Annotated in this window: 17 protein-coding genes; 8 read left to right on the top strand and 9 right to left on the bottom strand. The window is 54.2% G+C overall.

Going from position 1 to position 16,006, the window contains the following annotated elements:
- Positions 1-58: 58 nt before the first annotated feature.
- From CKL79_RS04565 to CKL79_RS04575, 3 genes are read right to left on the bottom strand one after another with little or no spacing between them, the layout of a single operon-like run.
- The gene (locus CKL79_RS04565) at positions 59-1,105 is read right to left on the bottom strand and encodes a DUF1611 domain-containing protein (protein ID WP_121968411.1); all 1,047 of its coding nucleotides are present in this window, start codon (positions 1,103-1,105) and stop codon (positions 59-61) included.
- Entirely contained in the window at positions 1,092-2,147 is a 1,056-nt protein-coding gene (locus tag CKL79_RS04570; protein ID WP_121968412.1) for a dipeptide epimerase, read from the bottom strand. Before CKL79_RS04570 ends, CKL79_RS04565 begins: the two co-directional genes overlap by 14 nt.
- Positions 2,131-2,547, bottom strand: coding sequence for a VOC family protein (locus tag CKL79_RS04575; protein WP_121968413.1), 417 nt, complete (start codon positions 2,545-2,547; stop codon positions 2,131-2,133). Before CKL79_RS04575 ends, CKL79_RS04570 begins: the two co-directional genes overlap by 17 nt.
- Here CKL79_RS04575 and CKL79_RS04580 point away from each other — a divergent pair.
- Entirely contained in the window at positions 2,546-3,319 is a 774-nt protein-coding gene (locus tag CKL79_RS04580; RefSeq protein ID WP_121968414.1) for a DUF4058 family protein, read from the top strand. The two genes, CKL79_RS04575 and CKL79_RS04580, sit on opposite strands and share 2 nt — an antisense overlap.
- A gap of 57 nt (positions 3,320-3,376) precedes the next feature.
- Here the strand turns inward: CKL79_RS04580 and CKL79_RS04585 are convergent, their stop codons facing one another.
- Positions 3,377-4,609, bottom strand: coding sequence for a VWA domain-containing protein (locus tag CKL79_RS04585; RefSeq protein ID WP_121968415.1), 1,233 nt, complete (start codon positions 4,607-4,609; stop codon positions 3,377-3,379).
- Positions 4,610-4,846: 237 nt separating this feature from the next.
- Here CKL79_RS04585 and CKL79_RS04590 point away from each other — a divergent pair, with 237 nt between their 5' ends.
- The 4 genes from CKL79_RS04590 to CKL79_RS04605 all read left to right on the top strand — a co-directional run bounded on the left by CKL79_RS04590 (position 4,847) and on the right by CKL79_RS04605 (position 7,825).
- Complete coding sequence (locus tag CKL79_RS04590) at positions 4,847-5,539, top strand: ATP-dependent Clp protease proteolytic subunit (protein ID WP_121968416.1); 693 nt, start codon at positions 4,847-4,849, stop codon at positions 5,537-5,539.
- 51 nt (positions 5,540-5,590) lie between these two features.
- Positions 5,591-6,274 carry an ATP-dependent Clp protease proteolytic subunit gene (locus CKL79_RS04595; protein ID WP_121968417.1) on the top strand — a complete coding sequence of 228 codons (684 nt, stop codon included), beginning with the start codon at positions 5,591-5,593 and terminating at the stop codon, positions 6,272-6,274.
- Positions 6,275-6,321: 47 nt separating this feature from the next.
- Positions 6,322-6,927, top strand: a complete 606-nt coding sequence (locus CKL79_RS04600; protein ID WP_121968418.1) for an ATP-dependent Clp protease proteolytic subunit — start codon at positions 6,322-6,324, stop codon at positions 6,925-6,927.
- Between the two features lie 178 nt (positions 6,928-7,105).
- Complete coding sequence (locus tag CKL79_RS04605) at positions 7,106-7,825, top strand: J domain-containing protein (RefSeq protein WP_121968419.1); 720 nt, start codon at positions 7,106-7,108, stop codon at positions 7,823-7,825.
- Between the two features lie 58 nt (positions 7,826-7,883).
- On the opposite strand, the gene CKL79_RS04610 is transcribed toward CKL79_RS04605, so the two are convergent.
- The 4 genes from CKL79_RS04610 to CKL79_RS04625 all read right to left on the bottom strand — a co-directional run bounded on the left by CKL79_RS04610 (position 7,884) and on the right by CKL79_RS04625 (position 12,668).
- Positions 7,884-8,261 (bottom strand): hypothetical protein, encoded by a 378-nt coding sequence (locus CKL79_RS04610; RefSeq protein WP_121968420.1) that lies wholly within the window; start codon positions 8,259-8,261, stop codon positions 7,884-7,886.
- A 122-nt stretch (positions 8,262-8,383) separates the two neighbouring features.
- A complete protein-coding gene (locus CKL79_RS04615; RefSeq protein WP_346427044.1) occupies positions 8,384-9,517 on the bottom strand; it encodes a glycosyltransferase in 1,134 nt (377 codons plus the stop codon).
- A 15-nt stretch (positions 9,518-9,532) separates the two neighbouring features.
- Complete coding sequence (locus CKL79_RS04620) at positions 9,533-10,948, bottom strand: peptidoglycan-binding protein (RefSeq protein ID WP_170943970.1); 1,416 nt, start codon at positions 10,946-10,948, stop codon at positions 9,533-9,535.
- A gap of 610 nt (positions 10,949-11,558) precedes the next feature.
- A complete protein-coding gene (locus CKL79_RS04625) occupies positions 11,559-12,668 on the bottom strand; it encodes a DMT family transporter (protein ID WP_121968423.1) in 1,110 nt (369 codons plus the stop codon).
- Positions 12,669-12,778: 110 nt separating this feature from the next.
- Between CKL79_RS04625 and sppA the strand changes: the two genes are divergently transcribed.
- The 3 genes from sppA (at position 12,779) to CKL79_RS04640 (ending at position 14,783) form a co-directional block, all read left to right on the top strand.
- Positions 12,779-13,642 carry a signal peptide peptidase SppA gene (gene sppA / locus CKL79_RS04630; RefSeq protein WP_121968424.1) on the top strand — a complete coding sequence of 288 codons (864 nt, stop codon included), beginning with the start codon at positions 12,779-12,781 and terminating at the stop codon, positions 13,640-13,642.
- 83 nt (positions 13,643-13,725) lie between these two features.
- Positions 13,726-14,151, top strand: a complete 426-nt coding sequence (gene aroH / locus CKL79_RS04635; RefSeq protein ID WP_121968425.1) for a chorismate mutase — start codon at positions 13,726-13,728, stop codon at positions 14,149-14,151.
- 149 nt (positions 14,152-14,300) lie between these two features.
- Positions 14,301-14,783: an orange carotenoid protein N-terminal domain-containing protein gene (locus CKL79_RS04640; RefSeq protein WP_121968426.1), complete on the top strand. Its 483-nt coding sequence runs from the start codon at positions 14,301-14,303 to the stop codon at positions 14,781-14,783.
- Between the two features lie 71 nt (positions 14,784-14,854).
- On the opposite strand, the gene crtR is transcribed toward CKL79_RS04640, so the two are convergent.
- Complete coding sequence (crtR, locus tag CKL79_RS04645; protein ID WP_121968427.1) at positions 14,855-15,775, bottom strand: beta-carotene hydroxylase; 921 nt, start codon at positions 15,773-15,775, stop codon at positions 14,855-14,857.
- Positions 15,776-16,006 lie beyond the last annotated feature (231 nt).

Below are 16,006 nucleotides of genomic sequence, written 5' to 3' on the forward strand. Positions count from 1 at the left end.
ACAGTAGGTGATCGCCCATTTAAGTATGGATCGCATCAGTGCCAATTACGTCTTTGGTTTAGTGTCCCTCCATAATCTCTTTCAGTAAAGGCTCTCCACCGAATCGGACGGCGTCGGTGCAGGTTAAGCCGGTCTGTTGGGATGTGTCTGCGATCGCCCCCCTAGCCGCTTCCTCATCCAACCCAAACGTATTCAGCGCAATCCCTACCACCTTAGCCGGAGCAAACGTGCCGCCCGCTGTAGTAACCGATTCGTATAGCTTCACAACTTCAGTCAGCGGCGGAATTTGAAAGTCCGAAAAGTGCTGAATGTGGGTGAGATTAGCCTTGTGAACCAGGATGAGATGAGTAGGCTGAGTGCCTCTGATCAGCGGCAAAGTTGCCGTAGAAGCTGGGTTGAATAGCGAGCCCTGACCTTCTACAAAGAGAACATCGTGGTCGTCGCCATAGCGAGTTAAGCACTGCTCAACCGCACCCGAAGCGTAGTCTACGCGAATTGCATCGAGCGGGACTCCGTCTTCACCGAGCATGAGGCCAGTTTGACCGGTGGCAATCAGTTTGGAGCGCAGGCCGCTGGCCTTGGCGGTGCGGTTGAGTTCTATGCTGGTGGACATTTTGCCGACGGACATGTCAGTGCCGACTGTGAGCACGCGATCGCACTCCAACAACCTCGCCTTCCCCCCACCGACAGTCAGTCCCTCGGGCTCCTGCCGCATATCCCACACCCACCGACCGGGCGCAATTGAACCGGCGATCTCAGCATCCTGATTCATCTGAGTGTGCAGGCCATTCATCACCGAAAGCCCTGCCTTTACCGCCTGCTTAACTTCGGCGTACCAGGGCTCCGGCAAAATGCCGCCCGAGGGCGCTAACCCGATTGCTAAGACGGTCGGCTTTAGCGGCAAAGCCGCCTGCAAAGAGGGCACAATCGGCACCTCACGGTCGATTCCGGTCAAGGCTGGAATCGATTCACCAGCGGCAGCTTCGTCAATCACGGCCACGATAGAATTTTGGCTATAGCGCAGCAGGGAAATGCCGGTTTTGCCCTTGGCTCCCTGGAGGCCGTCGTGCATCAGAATGGCAATCCGATCATCAGAAGTCAGCATGGCGAGAGAGGCCCAGTCCGGGGTGATTGTTGGGTACTAGCGCGCCGTTAGCTAGCTGAGCGCCAGAGAACGGATCGTCTTTGAGGTTGAAGTGGCTATCAAGGTCGAGATGGTCAGCCAGGGGAGAAAGCTGGGCGAGGGCCGTGTTAGAAATGGCGCTGTCAGAATAGCAGCCAAACATCACCTGCAATCCGCAGGCTCTAGCCGTGTGGATCATTCGCCTCGCCTCTGTCAGCCCGCCCGATTTCATTAGCTTAATATTGATGCCATGAACACAGTGTGCCAAACGGGGAATATCTGCGCCGGTAAAGCAGCTTTCGTCTATGAAAATAGGCAGCGGCGACTTTTCATACAGATCGGGAAGCAGGGCGTCATCAGCTACAGCTAAAGGCTGCTCCAGGTAGGTCACGCCGCGCTCTGCTAGCCAGTGAGACATCGTCAGTGCATCCGCTAATGCCCAGCCACCGTTAGCGTCAGTGCTTACCTTGGCCCCTGATGGGACGTGAGGCATCAGCGCTTCAAACATAGCCTGGTCAGCGGCAATCCCAGCAGGACTTCCCAGCTTTACCTTCACAGAGGCGACCTGCTGCTGAGCGCACCATTTTTGCAATCGCTCTACGGCGCTTTCGGGCGAGCTGATGCCGACTGTTACCGCTGTCGGGCTAATCTGCTGAAGATCCAGACCCCAAAGCTGCCACAGCGGTAGGCCCGTGTGTTTGCCGAGCCAGTCGTGCAGGGCCACATCAATGGCGGCGCGCGCCGCCGAACAGGTTGCAGATTTGGCTAGCAGCGCTTCAATAGCTTGATGCTGAAGCGGATGCAGCGAGGACAGGAGCGGTACTACATCGGCTAAATCGCGAGCGATTTTCTCGTGCGTTTGCGCAGAGGCCGAATCTACTGAAAATGGCGTCGCTTCTCCCCATCCTGCGATGCCTTCTGCCTCAACGCGCACCCAAAGATTGGTAGAACTGGCGCTGGTGCCCCGACTGATGGTGAGTGGCACGCGCTTATGCACTGTAAAAGGCTCAAGGTGGATCTGCATTCAGCGGGTTGGCTACCTCAACTAGATTGCCGTCAGGATCACGAACATACACAGATAGGATAGGGCCAAGTGTGCCAGTACGCTGTATCGGGCCAGCAATAATTTGGATGTTTAAGTGGGAGAAATGTGCGATCGCTGCTTCCAGGGGTGTAGACATGATAAAACACAGATCGGCTGAACCCGGCTGGGGCATTTGTGCCGCAGGCTGAAACGGGTGCTCCGCTGAATGCAGGTTGAGCTTCTGCGGACTGTCGCCAATCCGCAAAGCCACTCTATCTTCGCCACTGACTGCTTTGGAGCGAACGACCTGACAACCCAATACCTTCGCGTACCACTGGCAGCTCAGCTCAATATCGGCAACCGTGAGCACTAAGTGATCTATCTGTTGAAGGGCATTCATGCCCTCTCCTTTTCCTGGAATGGATCCCTATTTGGAAGGCTACCTCTGGCCTGATGTGCATAGTGCCTTAGCCAGCAAAATCAGGCAGCATCTCACGCCTTTGCTTCGCCCCAAATACGCAGCGCGTTTAGAAGTCTACTTCGCTGAAGATCCTTTTCCTGAAGGCGAAATAGGCATCCTTTATCCCGCCCTTGAGGTAGTCGAAACGCAGCAGCGCCCTACTCTGCCTTCCACTGGCAGCACGCTCACTATTACGCCCGCAACCCTAGTGCTTCCTGTGACTCAAGCCATCCAGGTTCGATTGACCAGTGTTGAAATCCGCGATACGGCTAACAACAAGCTCGTGGCGAGCATCGAGATTCTTTCTCCGGTAAATAAACGGGAACCCGGTCTCACGGCCTATCGAAAAAAAAGGCAAAGGCTCTATCAGGCCGATGTTCACCTGCTTGAACTCGATCTCTTAAGACGTGGCACTCGCCCTTTTGCGCAGCCGCGCCTGCCGGACGTTTCTTACTGCATTGCCCTCACTCGCGCTCAGGCTAAGCAGGTTGAAATTTGGCCGGTTGACCTGCCCACGCCGCTTCCTGTTGTCCCGGTGCCGCTGCACTCGTCCGACTCTGACGTTCCGCTCGATCTGCAAGCTGCCCTTGTCGCTATCTACGACGAAGCAGCCTACGACCTTACCCTTGACTACCGCCAATCGCCGCCGCCGCCAGCACTTTCTAGCGACGATGTTGACTGGTCTAAGGCTTTGCTTGATTCTATGGATTAGTGTCAGCAGCCTTTACATCGGCTACACAGCGTCAAAGGGACAGGCCGCTCAGGGAAATCACTGAAGCTGAGTTTTGGAGGCGATGCGGGTCTTTTTGCGATCGCGCTCCGACAGCTCCCCGCCAGCCTGCAACTGCGTAGCATTCTCTTGCAAAACCGTAGCCGCGTTTTTATCGCCCATTTGAATGGCAGTATTCGCCGCCGATTGCAGCATGGTGACTGCGCCCTGGCGATCGCCCGACTTCAGCCTATCTTCCGCAATTTGTGTCTGCCGGTATTTGGCCAGCGCCAAAATATTTTGCTGAACGCTCGCATCTATCTTGGGAACGTAGGCGTCCTGGGCTTCCACTTGAATCTCGAAGGTCTCGGTCACCTGCCCGGTCAAACCCAGTGCTGGATTGTCGCAGGTCACCTGTAGCCGCGCAATCGTCGCCGTACTCGCCGCGAGCTGTGGTACGTACAAATTGAGCAAAATCACGCGGGGCCGCTCCTTCATCAGATCGCCAATACGCACCATCGCCTGATTGCCTTCCTGGACGGCGGTGAGTTCTATCGTCTCAGGCGAAACTTGGGCGACCGGCTTTAGATCGGCCAGTCGAGTACCGTCTGCTAGCTCTAAGTTGAGATAGGCGTTGGTGAGGCCGACTGATTGGATGCGCTTGAATAGACGACCAAAGATAGCGATCGCTTCCTCAGCATGCTCAATGTAGTTCAGCGAACCGCCGCCCGCGTCGGCAATTTGCTCCAGCACATCCTGATTCCAATGGTCGCCAAAGCCCAGCGTATTCACCGTCAAGTTATAGCCAGTGGCTACGTCTGCGAGCTTTAGTGCCCGCGCATTGTCGCCATGCTCATTTTCGCCATCGGTCAGCAGCAGCAGTTGAGAAACGCGATCCTCCTTGCCCGAAGCCAGTTCGCCGATCCCCGCCTTCAGGCCATCGTCAATCGAAGTGCCACCCCCGGCCCGTAGTCCGTCGATGCGTCTCTTGATGTCTTCCAGGTCAGTGGCGGGCTGATTTTTGACCAGGACTTCGGCTTTGTGGTCGAAGGCGATGATAGAGATGCGATCGCGCGCCGTCAGCCGATCAATAATTCGATGCGCCGCCTGCTTGACGGTCTTTAGCGGTGTGTCCATCATTGAGCCACTGCGATCTAGCACAAAGCACAGGTTCAAAGGCGCTTGCGAGCCTTCGCCGCTAGCTGACAGCGATACTGAAAGCTGTCGCTGACTATTGGGCTGATCGGTAGGAATGTGGGCATCGCTCAAGGCCCATTGCAAATCAACTTTCATACTCGACCAAGCTCCCGCATTTAACTAAACTCACTCTTATTTACCCCAATTAACTGATCTAACATCAGTGCCTCAAGGATCAATCCCAGATGTGAAAGAGGATGTCGGGGAGTGGGGTTATCCGCCAAAAACCGACCAAAAATCACCAAACTATCGACAGCGCAGCGAGTTCGCTCCCGAGCTACTATGGAAAACATACTATGTAATGTTTTGAAAACGTAGCAAGCTGAGCCATTTATGAGTTCTCCCATCAAGGCCGTTCAAGCTCCCTACGGTGGAGGCGCACAAGCCTATCGAACCCCGCCGCCAGATCTGCCGTCGCTTCTCCTCAAAGAGCGAATCGTTTATCTGGGTACACCGCTGGTTTCTTCTGACGACTTCAAGCGGCAGATGGGCGTTGATGTGACCAAGCTCATCATTGCCCAACTGCTGTACTTAGAGTTTGATGATCCCGATAAGCCTATCTATTTCTACATCAACTCTACCGGCACGTCCTGGTATACCGGTGACGCCGTAGGCTTCGAAACTGAAGCCTTCGCCATTTGCGACACGCTGAAATATATCAAGCCGCCGGTACACACCATCTGTTTAGGCCAGGCAATGGGTACCGCTGCGATGATTTTGTCTTCTGGGGCGAAGGGTTCGCGGGCGAGCTTACCCCATGCCACCATCGTTCTTAACCAGGCCCGCTCTGGGGCGCAAGGCCAGGCTACTGACATTCAGATTCGGGCAGAGGAAGTACTCTCTAACAAAGCTTCTTTCCTCGACATTTTATCGGGCAACACCGGCCAGTCTGTCGAAAAACTAGAGAAAGACACTGACCGTATGTTCTATCTTACGCCTGAAGAGGCGAAGGAATACGGGTTGATTGACCGCGTTCTCAGCAGCACTAAAGAGCTGCCCACCGCTATCCCTGTAGGCGTGACTTAGGCCAGCTCTGCCCTATTTGCTCTATGCCCATTATCTCCAAGTAAACCGCTTATGTCTGTCGATGGAATCCTGCGCGTTCCTTACAATCTGCCGGGTAGCCGCTCCTGGCAGTGGGTTAGCGTCTACACGCGCATGAGTCAGGAACGCATCCTCTTTATCAATCAGCCGCTGTCAGACGGGGTGGCCAATTCGATTGTCTCTGCCCTGCTCTATCTCGATTCTGAAGATCCTAACAAACCCATTTACCTCTATATCAATTCCATTGGCGATCCGGTGATGGGCGGAACGGCAGACGCTTCAGCGGGGATGGTGTCTATTCGCGCCGGGCTAGCGGTATACGATACGCTGGCCTATATCAAGTCTGAGGTGGTGACCGTCTGTATGGGAACTGCCTACGGCATGGCCGCTGTTTTGCTCTCTTCTGGCACTAAAGGTAAACGAGCCGCGCTGCCGCATACGAGCATCGCCCTGACTCACCCGCAAACGCTGACCCGGGGGCAGGCTACCGACATTGGCTTAGAAGCAGAAGAGGTGCTGGAGAAACGGCGTCTAATCCAGCGAATTTTAGCGGACAATACCGGTCAAAGCCCAGAGAAAGTTGCTAAAGATATGGAGCGGATGTTCTATCTTTCTCCAAAAGAAGCGAAAGCATATGGTCTAATTGACCGCGTCATTGAAAATCCGGCGGCCAATGTCACTGCGGATTTAGTCGATACATCAGTATCTTCTATTTAATCTTTTCTGTCTCAGACTCCTCCTACTCTCTACAACTGCTTAAACCCATGCCTATCGGAACTCCTAGCGTCCCCTATCGCCTCCCTGGCGGCACTTACGAACAGTGGATCAGCATCTACGAGCGGCTGTTTCGCGAGCGCATTATCTTTTTGACCGAAGAGGTCGATGACGGTATTGCCAACGCGATCGTTGCCTATATGCTGTATCTCGACTCAGAAGATTCGACTAAGCCAATCTATCTCTATATCAATTCGCCGGGTGGCTCAGTCACAGCGGGCATGGCCATTTACGATACGATGCAGTACATCAAGTCGGATGTGGTAACGATTTGCGTTGGGTTAGCGGCCAGTATGGGGGCATTTTTGCTCAATGCGGGGTCTAAGGGAAAGCGTCTAGCCCTGCCACATTCGCGCATCATGATTCACCAGCCTTCGGGTGGGGTGGGTCGCCGTCAGGCTACTGATATCGAAATTGAGGCGGCGAGAATCGTACAGGTGCGCCGGGAGCTCAATCAGCTAATGGCTGAGCACTCAGGGCAAGATTTAGCGCGGATTGAGAAAGATAGCGATCGCGACTACTTCATGTCAGCTGCTCAAGCCAAAGAATACGGCCTGATCGACCGGGTGATTGAAGAACGGTTGCCCGCTAGCTAGGAAGGCCCTTCAGCAAGCGCCTACAGTCAAAAAATAAGTCTGTTTTGCCAACAAAGCGCTGAACAGGCGGGGGATCTTCTATAATTTGTGCCAACTCGAATCTTACAGCGGGCTACTGGGTACGATCATGGTAGAAAGCTCAAGACCATAGCCTTTTGCTCCTCTCGCCTGCGCCGCTATGAATTTGGCCCATCACTATCAAACGCTAGGACTGCGCCGGGGGGCCTCGCTGCGGGATGTGAAAACAGCCTATCGGGGCTTAGCTAGGCGCTACCACCCCGATACCAATCCGGGTGAGCAGGCGATTGAGCACTTTATTCAAATCAACGATGCCTACACCGCGATTGTGGAGACCCTGCGATCAGCAGGCGGCGGGTATAAGGCACAAGACCATAGCCAGGCTCAGACCGAGGCGTTTGACTTAGACGGCCTTAGGTTGACTTTAGAGCAGCTAGGCATCGGTAACTTTGATGAAGAACCGTCAACCGCCTATGCTGCTGCACCGTATGACCAGACAGAATGGGCGAATGGTTCACAGTCAGCATCGTCAGCTAGGCCAGCGGGCGATCAGCTTTCTGACCGAGAAGAGAGCCTGAAGCAGGAGGCTTATAGTCAGCTCAAAGAGCTCTTGAGGCAGCAGAAGTTTCCCCGAGCGGTGGCGCTAGTCGAAGGCTTGGCGCAGCGCATGCCCGCCGACTCCGAAATCAGCCAGTGGCAGGCCATCGTCTACCAGCGCTGGGGACGGCAGCTAATCGGCCAGGGACAGCTGCAAAAAGCCCGTATCTATCTAAAAAAGGCGCTACGCACCGATCCGAATAATCAGTCTCTGTGGCGCGAGGTCAATCACGACTTTTGGCAGCTGGCTAACTTAACAGGGCAGTCAAGCTCGGCAACATAGGCCCGGCGACATGTCGATAGGTCACTCGCACCGGAATCGCGACAATAGACCTGCTTGCCTAAAGCCGACTGTTATCAAAACTGCGACAAAAGCTATCTACACCAGATTTCAAAACGTAGATAGCGACTGGCGCGGCGATTAAAGCCGGGCAGTCTGTCTCCTGAGTGAGATAGTTGATCAGAGTGCTCAACTGGCCTGCCGCGAGTGAATCTCTAAACTGAGGCTGACAGGCGATATGGCGATAGCGTTTGCTAAAACCGGCTAGCCACTGCTCATTGGTATCGGGCTCTTGTCCGGATCTAAGCGCTAGAGAAATAGCGGCATCTTCTACATCACCCTCACAGTCTTCGATCTCTTGAAGGGCCGATAGCGCTTCTGGATAGTCGGCCAGTCGAGCTTGAAGCTGGGTGATTTCTTCGGGGGTTAAGGCAATCATGCAAGTCTACGGAGGGTCGGGGGTGATCGAAATGGAATTATTGTGGCAGAGTAGCGACGATCTAAAATAAATCTCCCTTAAGAATTTCATTGATGGATAGGAAAATCCGTAACGGGGTTAAGTTAGCTGCCTATCGTACCGGAAATAATTTGATTGAACCACTGCTCGCAGCGATCGCCCCAGGCGGCCAATGAATACATGGTTTCGGCCTGTTGACGGCAGGCGTATCGGTCAATCTGCTCGATTTGCGCGATCGCCGCGACCATCCCCGCCCGATCACCCGGCTCTACCAGCCAGCCCGTTTTGCCATGACAAACAATTTCAGCAGGCCCACCACGCCGATAGGCAATGACGGGCACTCCACAGGCTAATGCTTCAATCACGCCAATGCCAAAGGCTTCTACCCACTGTGGCGTCACCAGCAGCGCCTGACAGTGGCCCAATGCCTGCTGCAACTGGGGCGTCGGTAAAAAGCCGCAGTACGTGATCAGCGCTGCCGCCGTTGCCGAGAGGCTTTGCTGAATGCTTTGCCAGTAGTCAGTCGTTTCTAGTTTGCCGAAGATTTTGAGCGGACGATTAGCCGCTACGGCTGCTGCGATCGCCGCCGTCAGCCCTTTCTCTGGAGAAATTCGCCCTACCCAGGCCAGAGAGTCACCGGGGCGATCGCAATAGTCATACTGAGCAATGTCAATGGCGCTACCCAAAATTTGCCACCGCAGGGGGGCTGTGCCTGTCGGCGAGACAAACGTGTCTGCCTGTGATCGCGTGTAGGCCCCTAGGGTGGCAGGAAACTGAGCCGACAGCTGAAAAATAGCTTCATCCAGACAGTCGTTCAGCGACCCCATGCTGACAAAATGAGCCACTGGCGTCGTCAAAAATGGCGTCAGATAAAAAGGTAGCCAGTCGTAGGCAAAATTGATCAGCAGGTCATAATTAGCCTGAGCCTGACGCGCATAGGCCCAAGCGTTAGCCAGCGCCGAGCCTACTATCACTGGAGCGCTGCGGTTTTGCGTCTGCGCTGTTGGCTGACAGCTGCCGGATACTTGAATAATCTCTATCTGGCAGTCTAGAGCGTCAGTGCGAGCGGCGGGCTGACCGGACAAAACAGAGCCCGCTGGCGCTGCGATCGCCACTCGATGTCCGCGCTGCCTCATCACCCGCGCCAAATTAGCCACCGTCAGCTCTACCCCGCCTCCCCGCCCAGACCCCAGCGGCCCGACCGGTGTAGACAGAATCAGCAACCGCAGAGAATTCACGCTGCTCCGAATGCCCTATTGAGTCCGGCGGATAGACGCTTCGCTAGACAGTAAATCTATGGGTTTTGCGCCGCTGCCGCCTGTGAAGGCGCGCATGTTCGGGTCTGTGTCGCTCACCCGGCGAATCCGGTTGAGCTGCTCAAGGGCCCAAGTCGCCGTCTGACGAACCTCGGCGTCTTCATCCTCGGTGGCATGACCGAGCATCTGGCTAATTTGGACCACTAGCTCGTAAATCCGGGTAAGGTCGCGAATGGCATTCTTACGAACCTCCGGGTTGTCGTCTTTAAGAGCGATCGCCAGCGCCCGGTTCATGGGTTTGAGCGATCGCGCCCCAATTTCTGAGAGAGCGGCTAACAGTAAGCTTTTCTCTTTAGAATCCGCATCGACCATTGCATCGACTAACGGCTGCACCGCCATCGAGTTGCCACGCTGGCCTAGCTCCCAAATCGACTTACGGCGGCTAACCGGGTCAGGATTGCGCAAATTGCCGATCAGCCCATCTACTACATCTCCTTGGGTTAGGGAGGAGACTTTCCCCATCTGACCGCTGGTTTGCAGGGCGCTGGTGGTAGGGGCGATCGCCCCTGTCTGCAAAGCCAGACTGCTGCCACTTAGTCTAGGCCCAGGCTGACCGGTCACCGGCGTCTCCATCCGAACAGATGGAGCTCGGTTTGGCGCTCCAGCATCGAGATCTGCCTCGCCCCACGGATCGCCTACCGCTGGGCCACCCTTAGATTTGCCGCGATTGGCGACCAAAAAACCGACCCCAAAACTAGCTAGCAAACCTGCCAACCCTAGCCCCCAGCCCAGCGCAGGGCTAATCCCGTCTGCCGTATCATCTACGACAACCGTGTCATCCACCGCTTCCGCACTATCTATGGTCTCCGCATCGTCTCCCGCCGCCGTATCATCGACGGTTTCCGCGTCATCAACGGTCGCTGCATCGGCAGTCGTTACGTTGATCGCTACGCCGTCTTGCTCAATGGCCGGTAGCTCGCTAGCGGTAGGCATTGCTTCTAGCAGCGGCGTAGCATCAGCTGCATTTGCAGCAAATGTCGCGGGCTCTGCGTCAGTAGCAGGTTTTTGATTAGCAGCAGGTTCTGTATTGGCATCATTTTGAGTAGAGAGCACTGCTTGCAGTTCCTGCCAGGTCTCATCGTCTAGTCTGCCGCTAGTCGCCAAATTCGCATCGGATTGAAAAGTGCTGACGGCTCGCTGAGTCGCCAACCCGTAAATACCATCAACAGGACCTTTGTAATACTGACTCTGCTGCAGACGGCGCTGAACTACCTTGACAGCTTCACCCCGAGCGCCTACGTCTAGAGCGCTACTCACCGAGCCCGCCGCCGAGCCTCCAGAAGCCTGAGCCATCAATGTTTGAGAAGAACCGGGCCTGGGCGCGATGATGGCAGCAGCAATCTTTGGCCGCATAGCCGGAGCGCCAATCGCAGTCAGGCAAGTTAGAAATACTAGAGTAGAACGCCGAATCATTGCTATCCTTACCTGTTATTTTTCAATATTTAACGACTATGTGAAGGTCGAATCTTGTGACAGGTGGTACTTTCGAGGAATTGCGCTGTATCAGGTCCGCACGTCGGACAAAAGCGAAAAATTCCTTTAACGTTGCTTCCACTAAAGTGTAGGATGCCCGCCTGAATTATTTTCTGTTAGTTTAAGACCAAACTGAGAAGATGCTACTGACCCTATAGAAACCTTTGAGCTTAAAAATGAACTCAAGTATTAAGTTTGAGCTAACTGCTGACGAATAATTTAGTCAGCCATTGGATGCGCTAAGCCCTGCATTGAGCTGTCTCAGTGAGTTGCTTTAAACTCCTCAATTTGTCAAAACGAATAAGAGTGCAGTGTGGCGTTTTCAGTGTGAACTGTAACCTTCACGCTAACCAGCTCAGCCATTTTACTGAGGTCATTCTATCCTGAGCATTCAATTTCAGCGACGGGTAGTAGCTTGAGTTTTTCGCTTCTTTACAGTCGCTCTCTGTATGTTTACGTATCTCTTTTGATGTATTGGGAGAGCTGCCTGCTAATCGGCGGATTTTTCAGCGATCGCCGCATTTTTGGGAGGCGTAGCCCAGGCAGGTATAGATAGCTGCGTCGAGAGCCAGTTAGCGAGCTGAGTACGCTGGTTAATCAAATAAATGCTGAGTAGAGTTAGCATGACGCCACTCCACTGTAGCAAGCTGAGGCTTTCTGAGAGTAAAAGGGTGCTAAACAGCAGGGCAAAGACTGGCGTGAGAAAGGTCAGGGCGCTCAGGCTGGTCAGATTGCCCTGAGCCGCAATATAAAAAAATACGCCGTAGGCGATCGCACTACCAAAAATAGTAGCGTAGCTCATCTCTAGCCAGCCAGGGAGCGAAATCCCCTGCCAGGGCGCTAGCTCAGCGTCCATAGACTCAACAACAGATAGCGCTAACAGCGGCACACCGCCTAACACCATATGCCACCCGGTTGCCGCAATCGGATCGGCCCAGCGCACCACATAGCGAATCAAGATGGTTCCGACCGCCATTGACAGAGCGGCCATCAGCATCAGCCACTCGCCCTGCTGAAACAAAGCCGTCCACACCTCTTGCTCAAAGGTGATCAGCGGCCCCAAGTCAAATCCCTGACCTTGAAAGAAGCCTAAAATCCACTCGTCAGGCAGACCAATACAGCTAATGCCCGCCAGCCCAATCAGCAGCCCCAACCAGCCCAGCGGCCCAATCCACTCTTGAAAGAGAAAGCGCGCCATAATCGCCACCGCCAACGGCTGAGAGTCAATCATGACTGAGCCTAGGCCCGCGCCCGTCCGCTCTAGCCCTCGGGCTAAAAAGCCCTGGAATAAGGTGCCATCTACCAGAGCAAAGAGCGCGATCCACAGCCATGCCCGCCAGCCCTGGGGCTGCTCTCGGCCCAATAGGAGAGAAACCAGCACAACCATTAGGCCGGCAGGCAGCAGCCGTACCCCTGCTAAAAACATGGGTGTGGTCTCTACCATCACCCCTTTCATCGCCACCATGGCAGTGCCCCAAAGAAAAAAGGGCGAAATCAGCACCAGCGGATGAGCGGCTAGCTTTGACAGCGGCTGCGGAACGGGAATATGGAGCGCATTGCGGGGGGAGGTCGCCGTGTCAGAAGAGGGGCGAGGGTTCATAAGCGAGCAGGATAGATAAGGGCACCAGCAGCGTCAGCAGAGGCCAGGTGCGCCTGGCAGGTCGTATACTTACTTTAAAGTAATGTAAAGCACAGCGCCCTGAAAGTTTTATGATTTGGCCTTTTAAGCCTCGCTATCGCAAACAAGTTGCCCGGATCGAAGTGACAGGTGCGATCGCTGGTGCGACCCGCAAGCACGTACTAGAGGCGCTTAAGGAAATTGAAGAAAAAAAGTTTCCGGCCTTGCTGCTACGGATTGATAGCCCCGGGGGCACCGTCGGCGACTCTCAGGAGATCTATAGTGCTCTCAAGCAGCTACAGGAAAAGGTCAAAATCGTCGCTAGCTTCGGCAATATTTCAGCGTCGGGCGGGGTTTACATTGGCGTGGGGGCTCACCACATCGTAGCTAACCCCGGCACGATTACCGGCTCTATTGGCGTCATTTTACGCGGCAACAATATAGAGAAGCTGCTGGACCGGGTGGGCGTATCTTTTAAGGTGATTAAATCTGGCCCCTACAAGGATATTTTGGCCTTTGACCGGCCACTGACGCCTGCCGAAGAAACGATCTTGCAGGAGCTGATTGACACTAGCTACGGTCAGTTCGTGCGGACGGTAGCAGAGGGGCGAAATCTGTCTGAGGAGAGCGTCAGGGCTTTTGCCGATGGCCGCGTGTTTACGGGCGAACAGGCGCTGGCTTTGGGCGTCGTAGACCGGCTGGGCAGCGAAGAAGATGCCCGGCGCTGGGCGGCTGAACTGGGCGGGCTCGATCCGGATAAGGCTGAGTGCTACACCTTTGAAGAGAAAAAATCGCTGCTGACCCGCCTGCTGCCGGGCAATCGCTCAGCGCTATCTATTTTACCGGCCGCTATGCCGGCTACGCTGGCGCGCATAGATTTTGAAGTGGCCACTAGCGGCGTGCCGCTGTGGCTCTATCAGCCGCCGGGTATGGCTAGCCAGTTGGCTCGTTACTAGGGTCGTTACTAGGGGGTGCGATCGCTCCCTCCCATCTGGATCTAGGCTCAAATCTGCACCGCTCTCAAATCGGGCGAGAATCAATGCTTAAATGGGGGAGCGTCAGAATAGCAAAGGAAGCAACCGCTGTGGACTGGCAGATACGAGCCATTCGAGGAGCAACCACCGTCCCTGAAAATTCGGTCGAGGCGATCGCTGCTGCCGTCACCGAACTGCTCGATGCGGTAGAGTTGGGCAATCCGCTAGACCCGGAGCGTATTGTCAGCGTGACGTTTTCGGCTACTCGCGATTTGGATTCTGTGTTTCCAGCGGCGATCGCCCGGTCACGTCCCCAATGGGACGATGTTCCCCTACTGGATGTTCAGCAAATGCACGTCAAGGGCAGCCTGCCCCGCTGCATTCGGCTGATGATTCACCTCTATTTACCAGCCCACCAGAGCGAAGTCAGCCATGCCTACCTGCGCGGGGCCCGCCACCTACGCCCAGATCTCTGCTTGACTTCTGATTAATCTAGCTGTGCCCAATCTGATTGTCCAAATTCCTCGGGCACTCGCTCTTTTGAGAGAGCTTCGCGGCCCTTGAGGTCTCCCTTTTGAGGTTTTATCTGCTCTGCTCCCACCGCTACGCTTTTAGAGAAAACGTATGCAAGGAACCAACTATGGTAAGCAGTTCACAAGCCTCTACTTCTCAGCCCAATATTCCTGATGATATCGCCCAAGAGCTTTCAGCTTTTAATTCATTGACGACCGATGACAAGCTAGGCCTGCTGTGGGTGCTCTATGAAAATATGGGCGAGTCGGTCACGCCAGCTGCGCCTGGATCAGCTAATACCCAGTTTACGGAAAGGCTGTACGAAGACGTGAAAGCAATGTCAGAGTCTGATCAGCTAGCTTTCATGCGAGATCTAGTAGAGAAAAAGCAGACCGAGCAGACCAAGACCTACGGCACCTTTGTTGAGAATAACAAGCTGGCATTTTGGTATCAGCTCTCTGAAGGCATGGCGGCTGGCGACATTATTCCCGTGCCTGATGACTACGAGCTGCCCTCATCAGCCTCTAAAGTCTTCACAGATATCACGGCGCTCGATTTTGAGCGGCAAATTACGCTGCTGCGTCACGCCGTTTTAGAGATGGGCGCTTAGGTTTATTAGAATCTGCTGAATATCAAAAAAGTCCTGCTGTGTAATTCAGCAGGACTTTTTTGTTTGCGCTATTAGCCAGTTGGCTTTTGAGTGTCTTTCTCCGGTTTGGGATGAAAGCGAATGCCCAAGAACAGGTCATATAAAAAGTTGAGAAAGTCCTTGGTCTGCATCAGGCCAAGAGACTGGGGTGAGCCCTTTTCATCCAGTAAAGGCTTCATCACCTCATACGTGCTCTTGTACTTATACCAGGGGATAGAAGGCCACAGATGATGAATCAAATGGTAATTCTGCCCCATGATCAGCAGATTGAGCAAGCCACTCGGATAGACCCGAGCATTTTGCCAACGGTTACGCGCTTTAAAAGGGCGGTGCGGCAAGTAATCGAAAAACAAACCCAGCGCCAACCCGACAACCAGTGCCGGGGAAAACCAGTAGTTGAACAGGTAATCAATAAAGCCAAAGTGACAGGCAGCGTAGACGAAGACACCCACCATCAATCGACTTAAAAACCACTCCAGTAGCTCGTATTTCTTCCATAACCGCCGCTGGAAAAAGTAAATTTCGTGATAGAAAAACCGGGCAGCAATCAACCACAGCGGGCCGCCAGTTGAGACAAAATGGTCGGGGTCGTTCTCTGGGTCGTTGACATGAGCGTGATGCTGCAAGTGCACCCGCGTAAACACCGGAAAGGTGAACCCCAACATCAGCGCACTGCCATGGCCGAGCGCCGCGTTGATAATTGGATTTCTATGGGCCGACTTGTGAGAAGCGTCATGAATGACGGTACCCACTAAGTGTAAGGCCAGTGTGTTTAGTGCAAAACAGCACCAGCTTAGCCAATGCCAAACGAAATATCCGACTGTCGAAAAAGTTACTAGAGAAACAGCCCCGAAAAAAATCACCAGATCGAGGCTTACGCCGCCATCTGCGTCTAGAAACCGCTTAGGGACTCTCCGAGTAACTGTCAGGGGCTCCACTGCCGCCGACACCATACATTCGCTCCTTCACACCACGTTTTCAGGTATACGTTCTTGGGTAGTATACGCTACCTGAGATAAATATTAAAGTTTTGTGACATTGATCCGCCGATTCGGACTCGTTTATTAAGGCGGTGGCAATTCCCCCTCGTTGTGAGCATCGCCATGTGCCTGGCAACTCCCCTGCACAGATCGCATCAGCGCTCTGACAGACAGTTATTAAGGCAGGTGAGCAGTCGGTATGCT

It is taken from the genome of Leptolyngbya sp. BC1307, assembly GCF_002286735.1.
In the GTDB taxonomy this organism is placed as follows: domain Bacteria; phylum Cyanobacteriota; class Cyanobacteriia; order Phormidesmidales; family Phormidesmidaceae; genus Phormidesmis.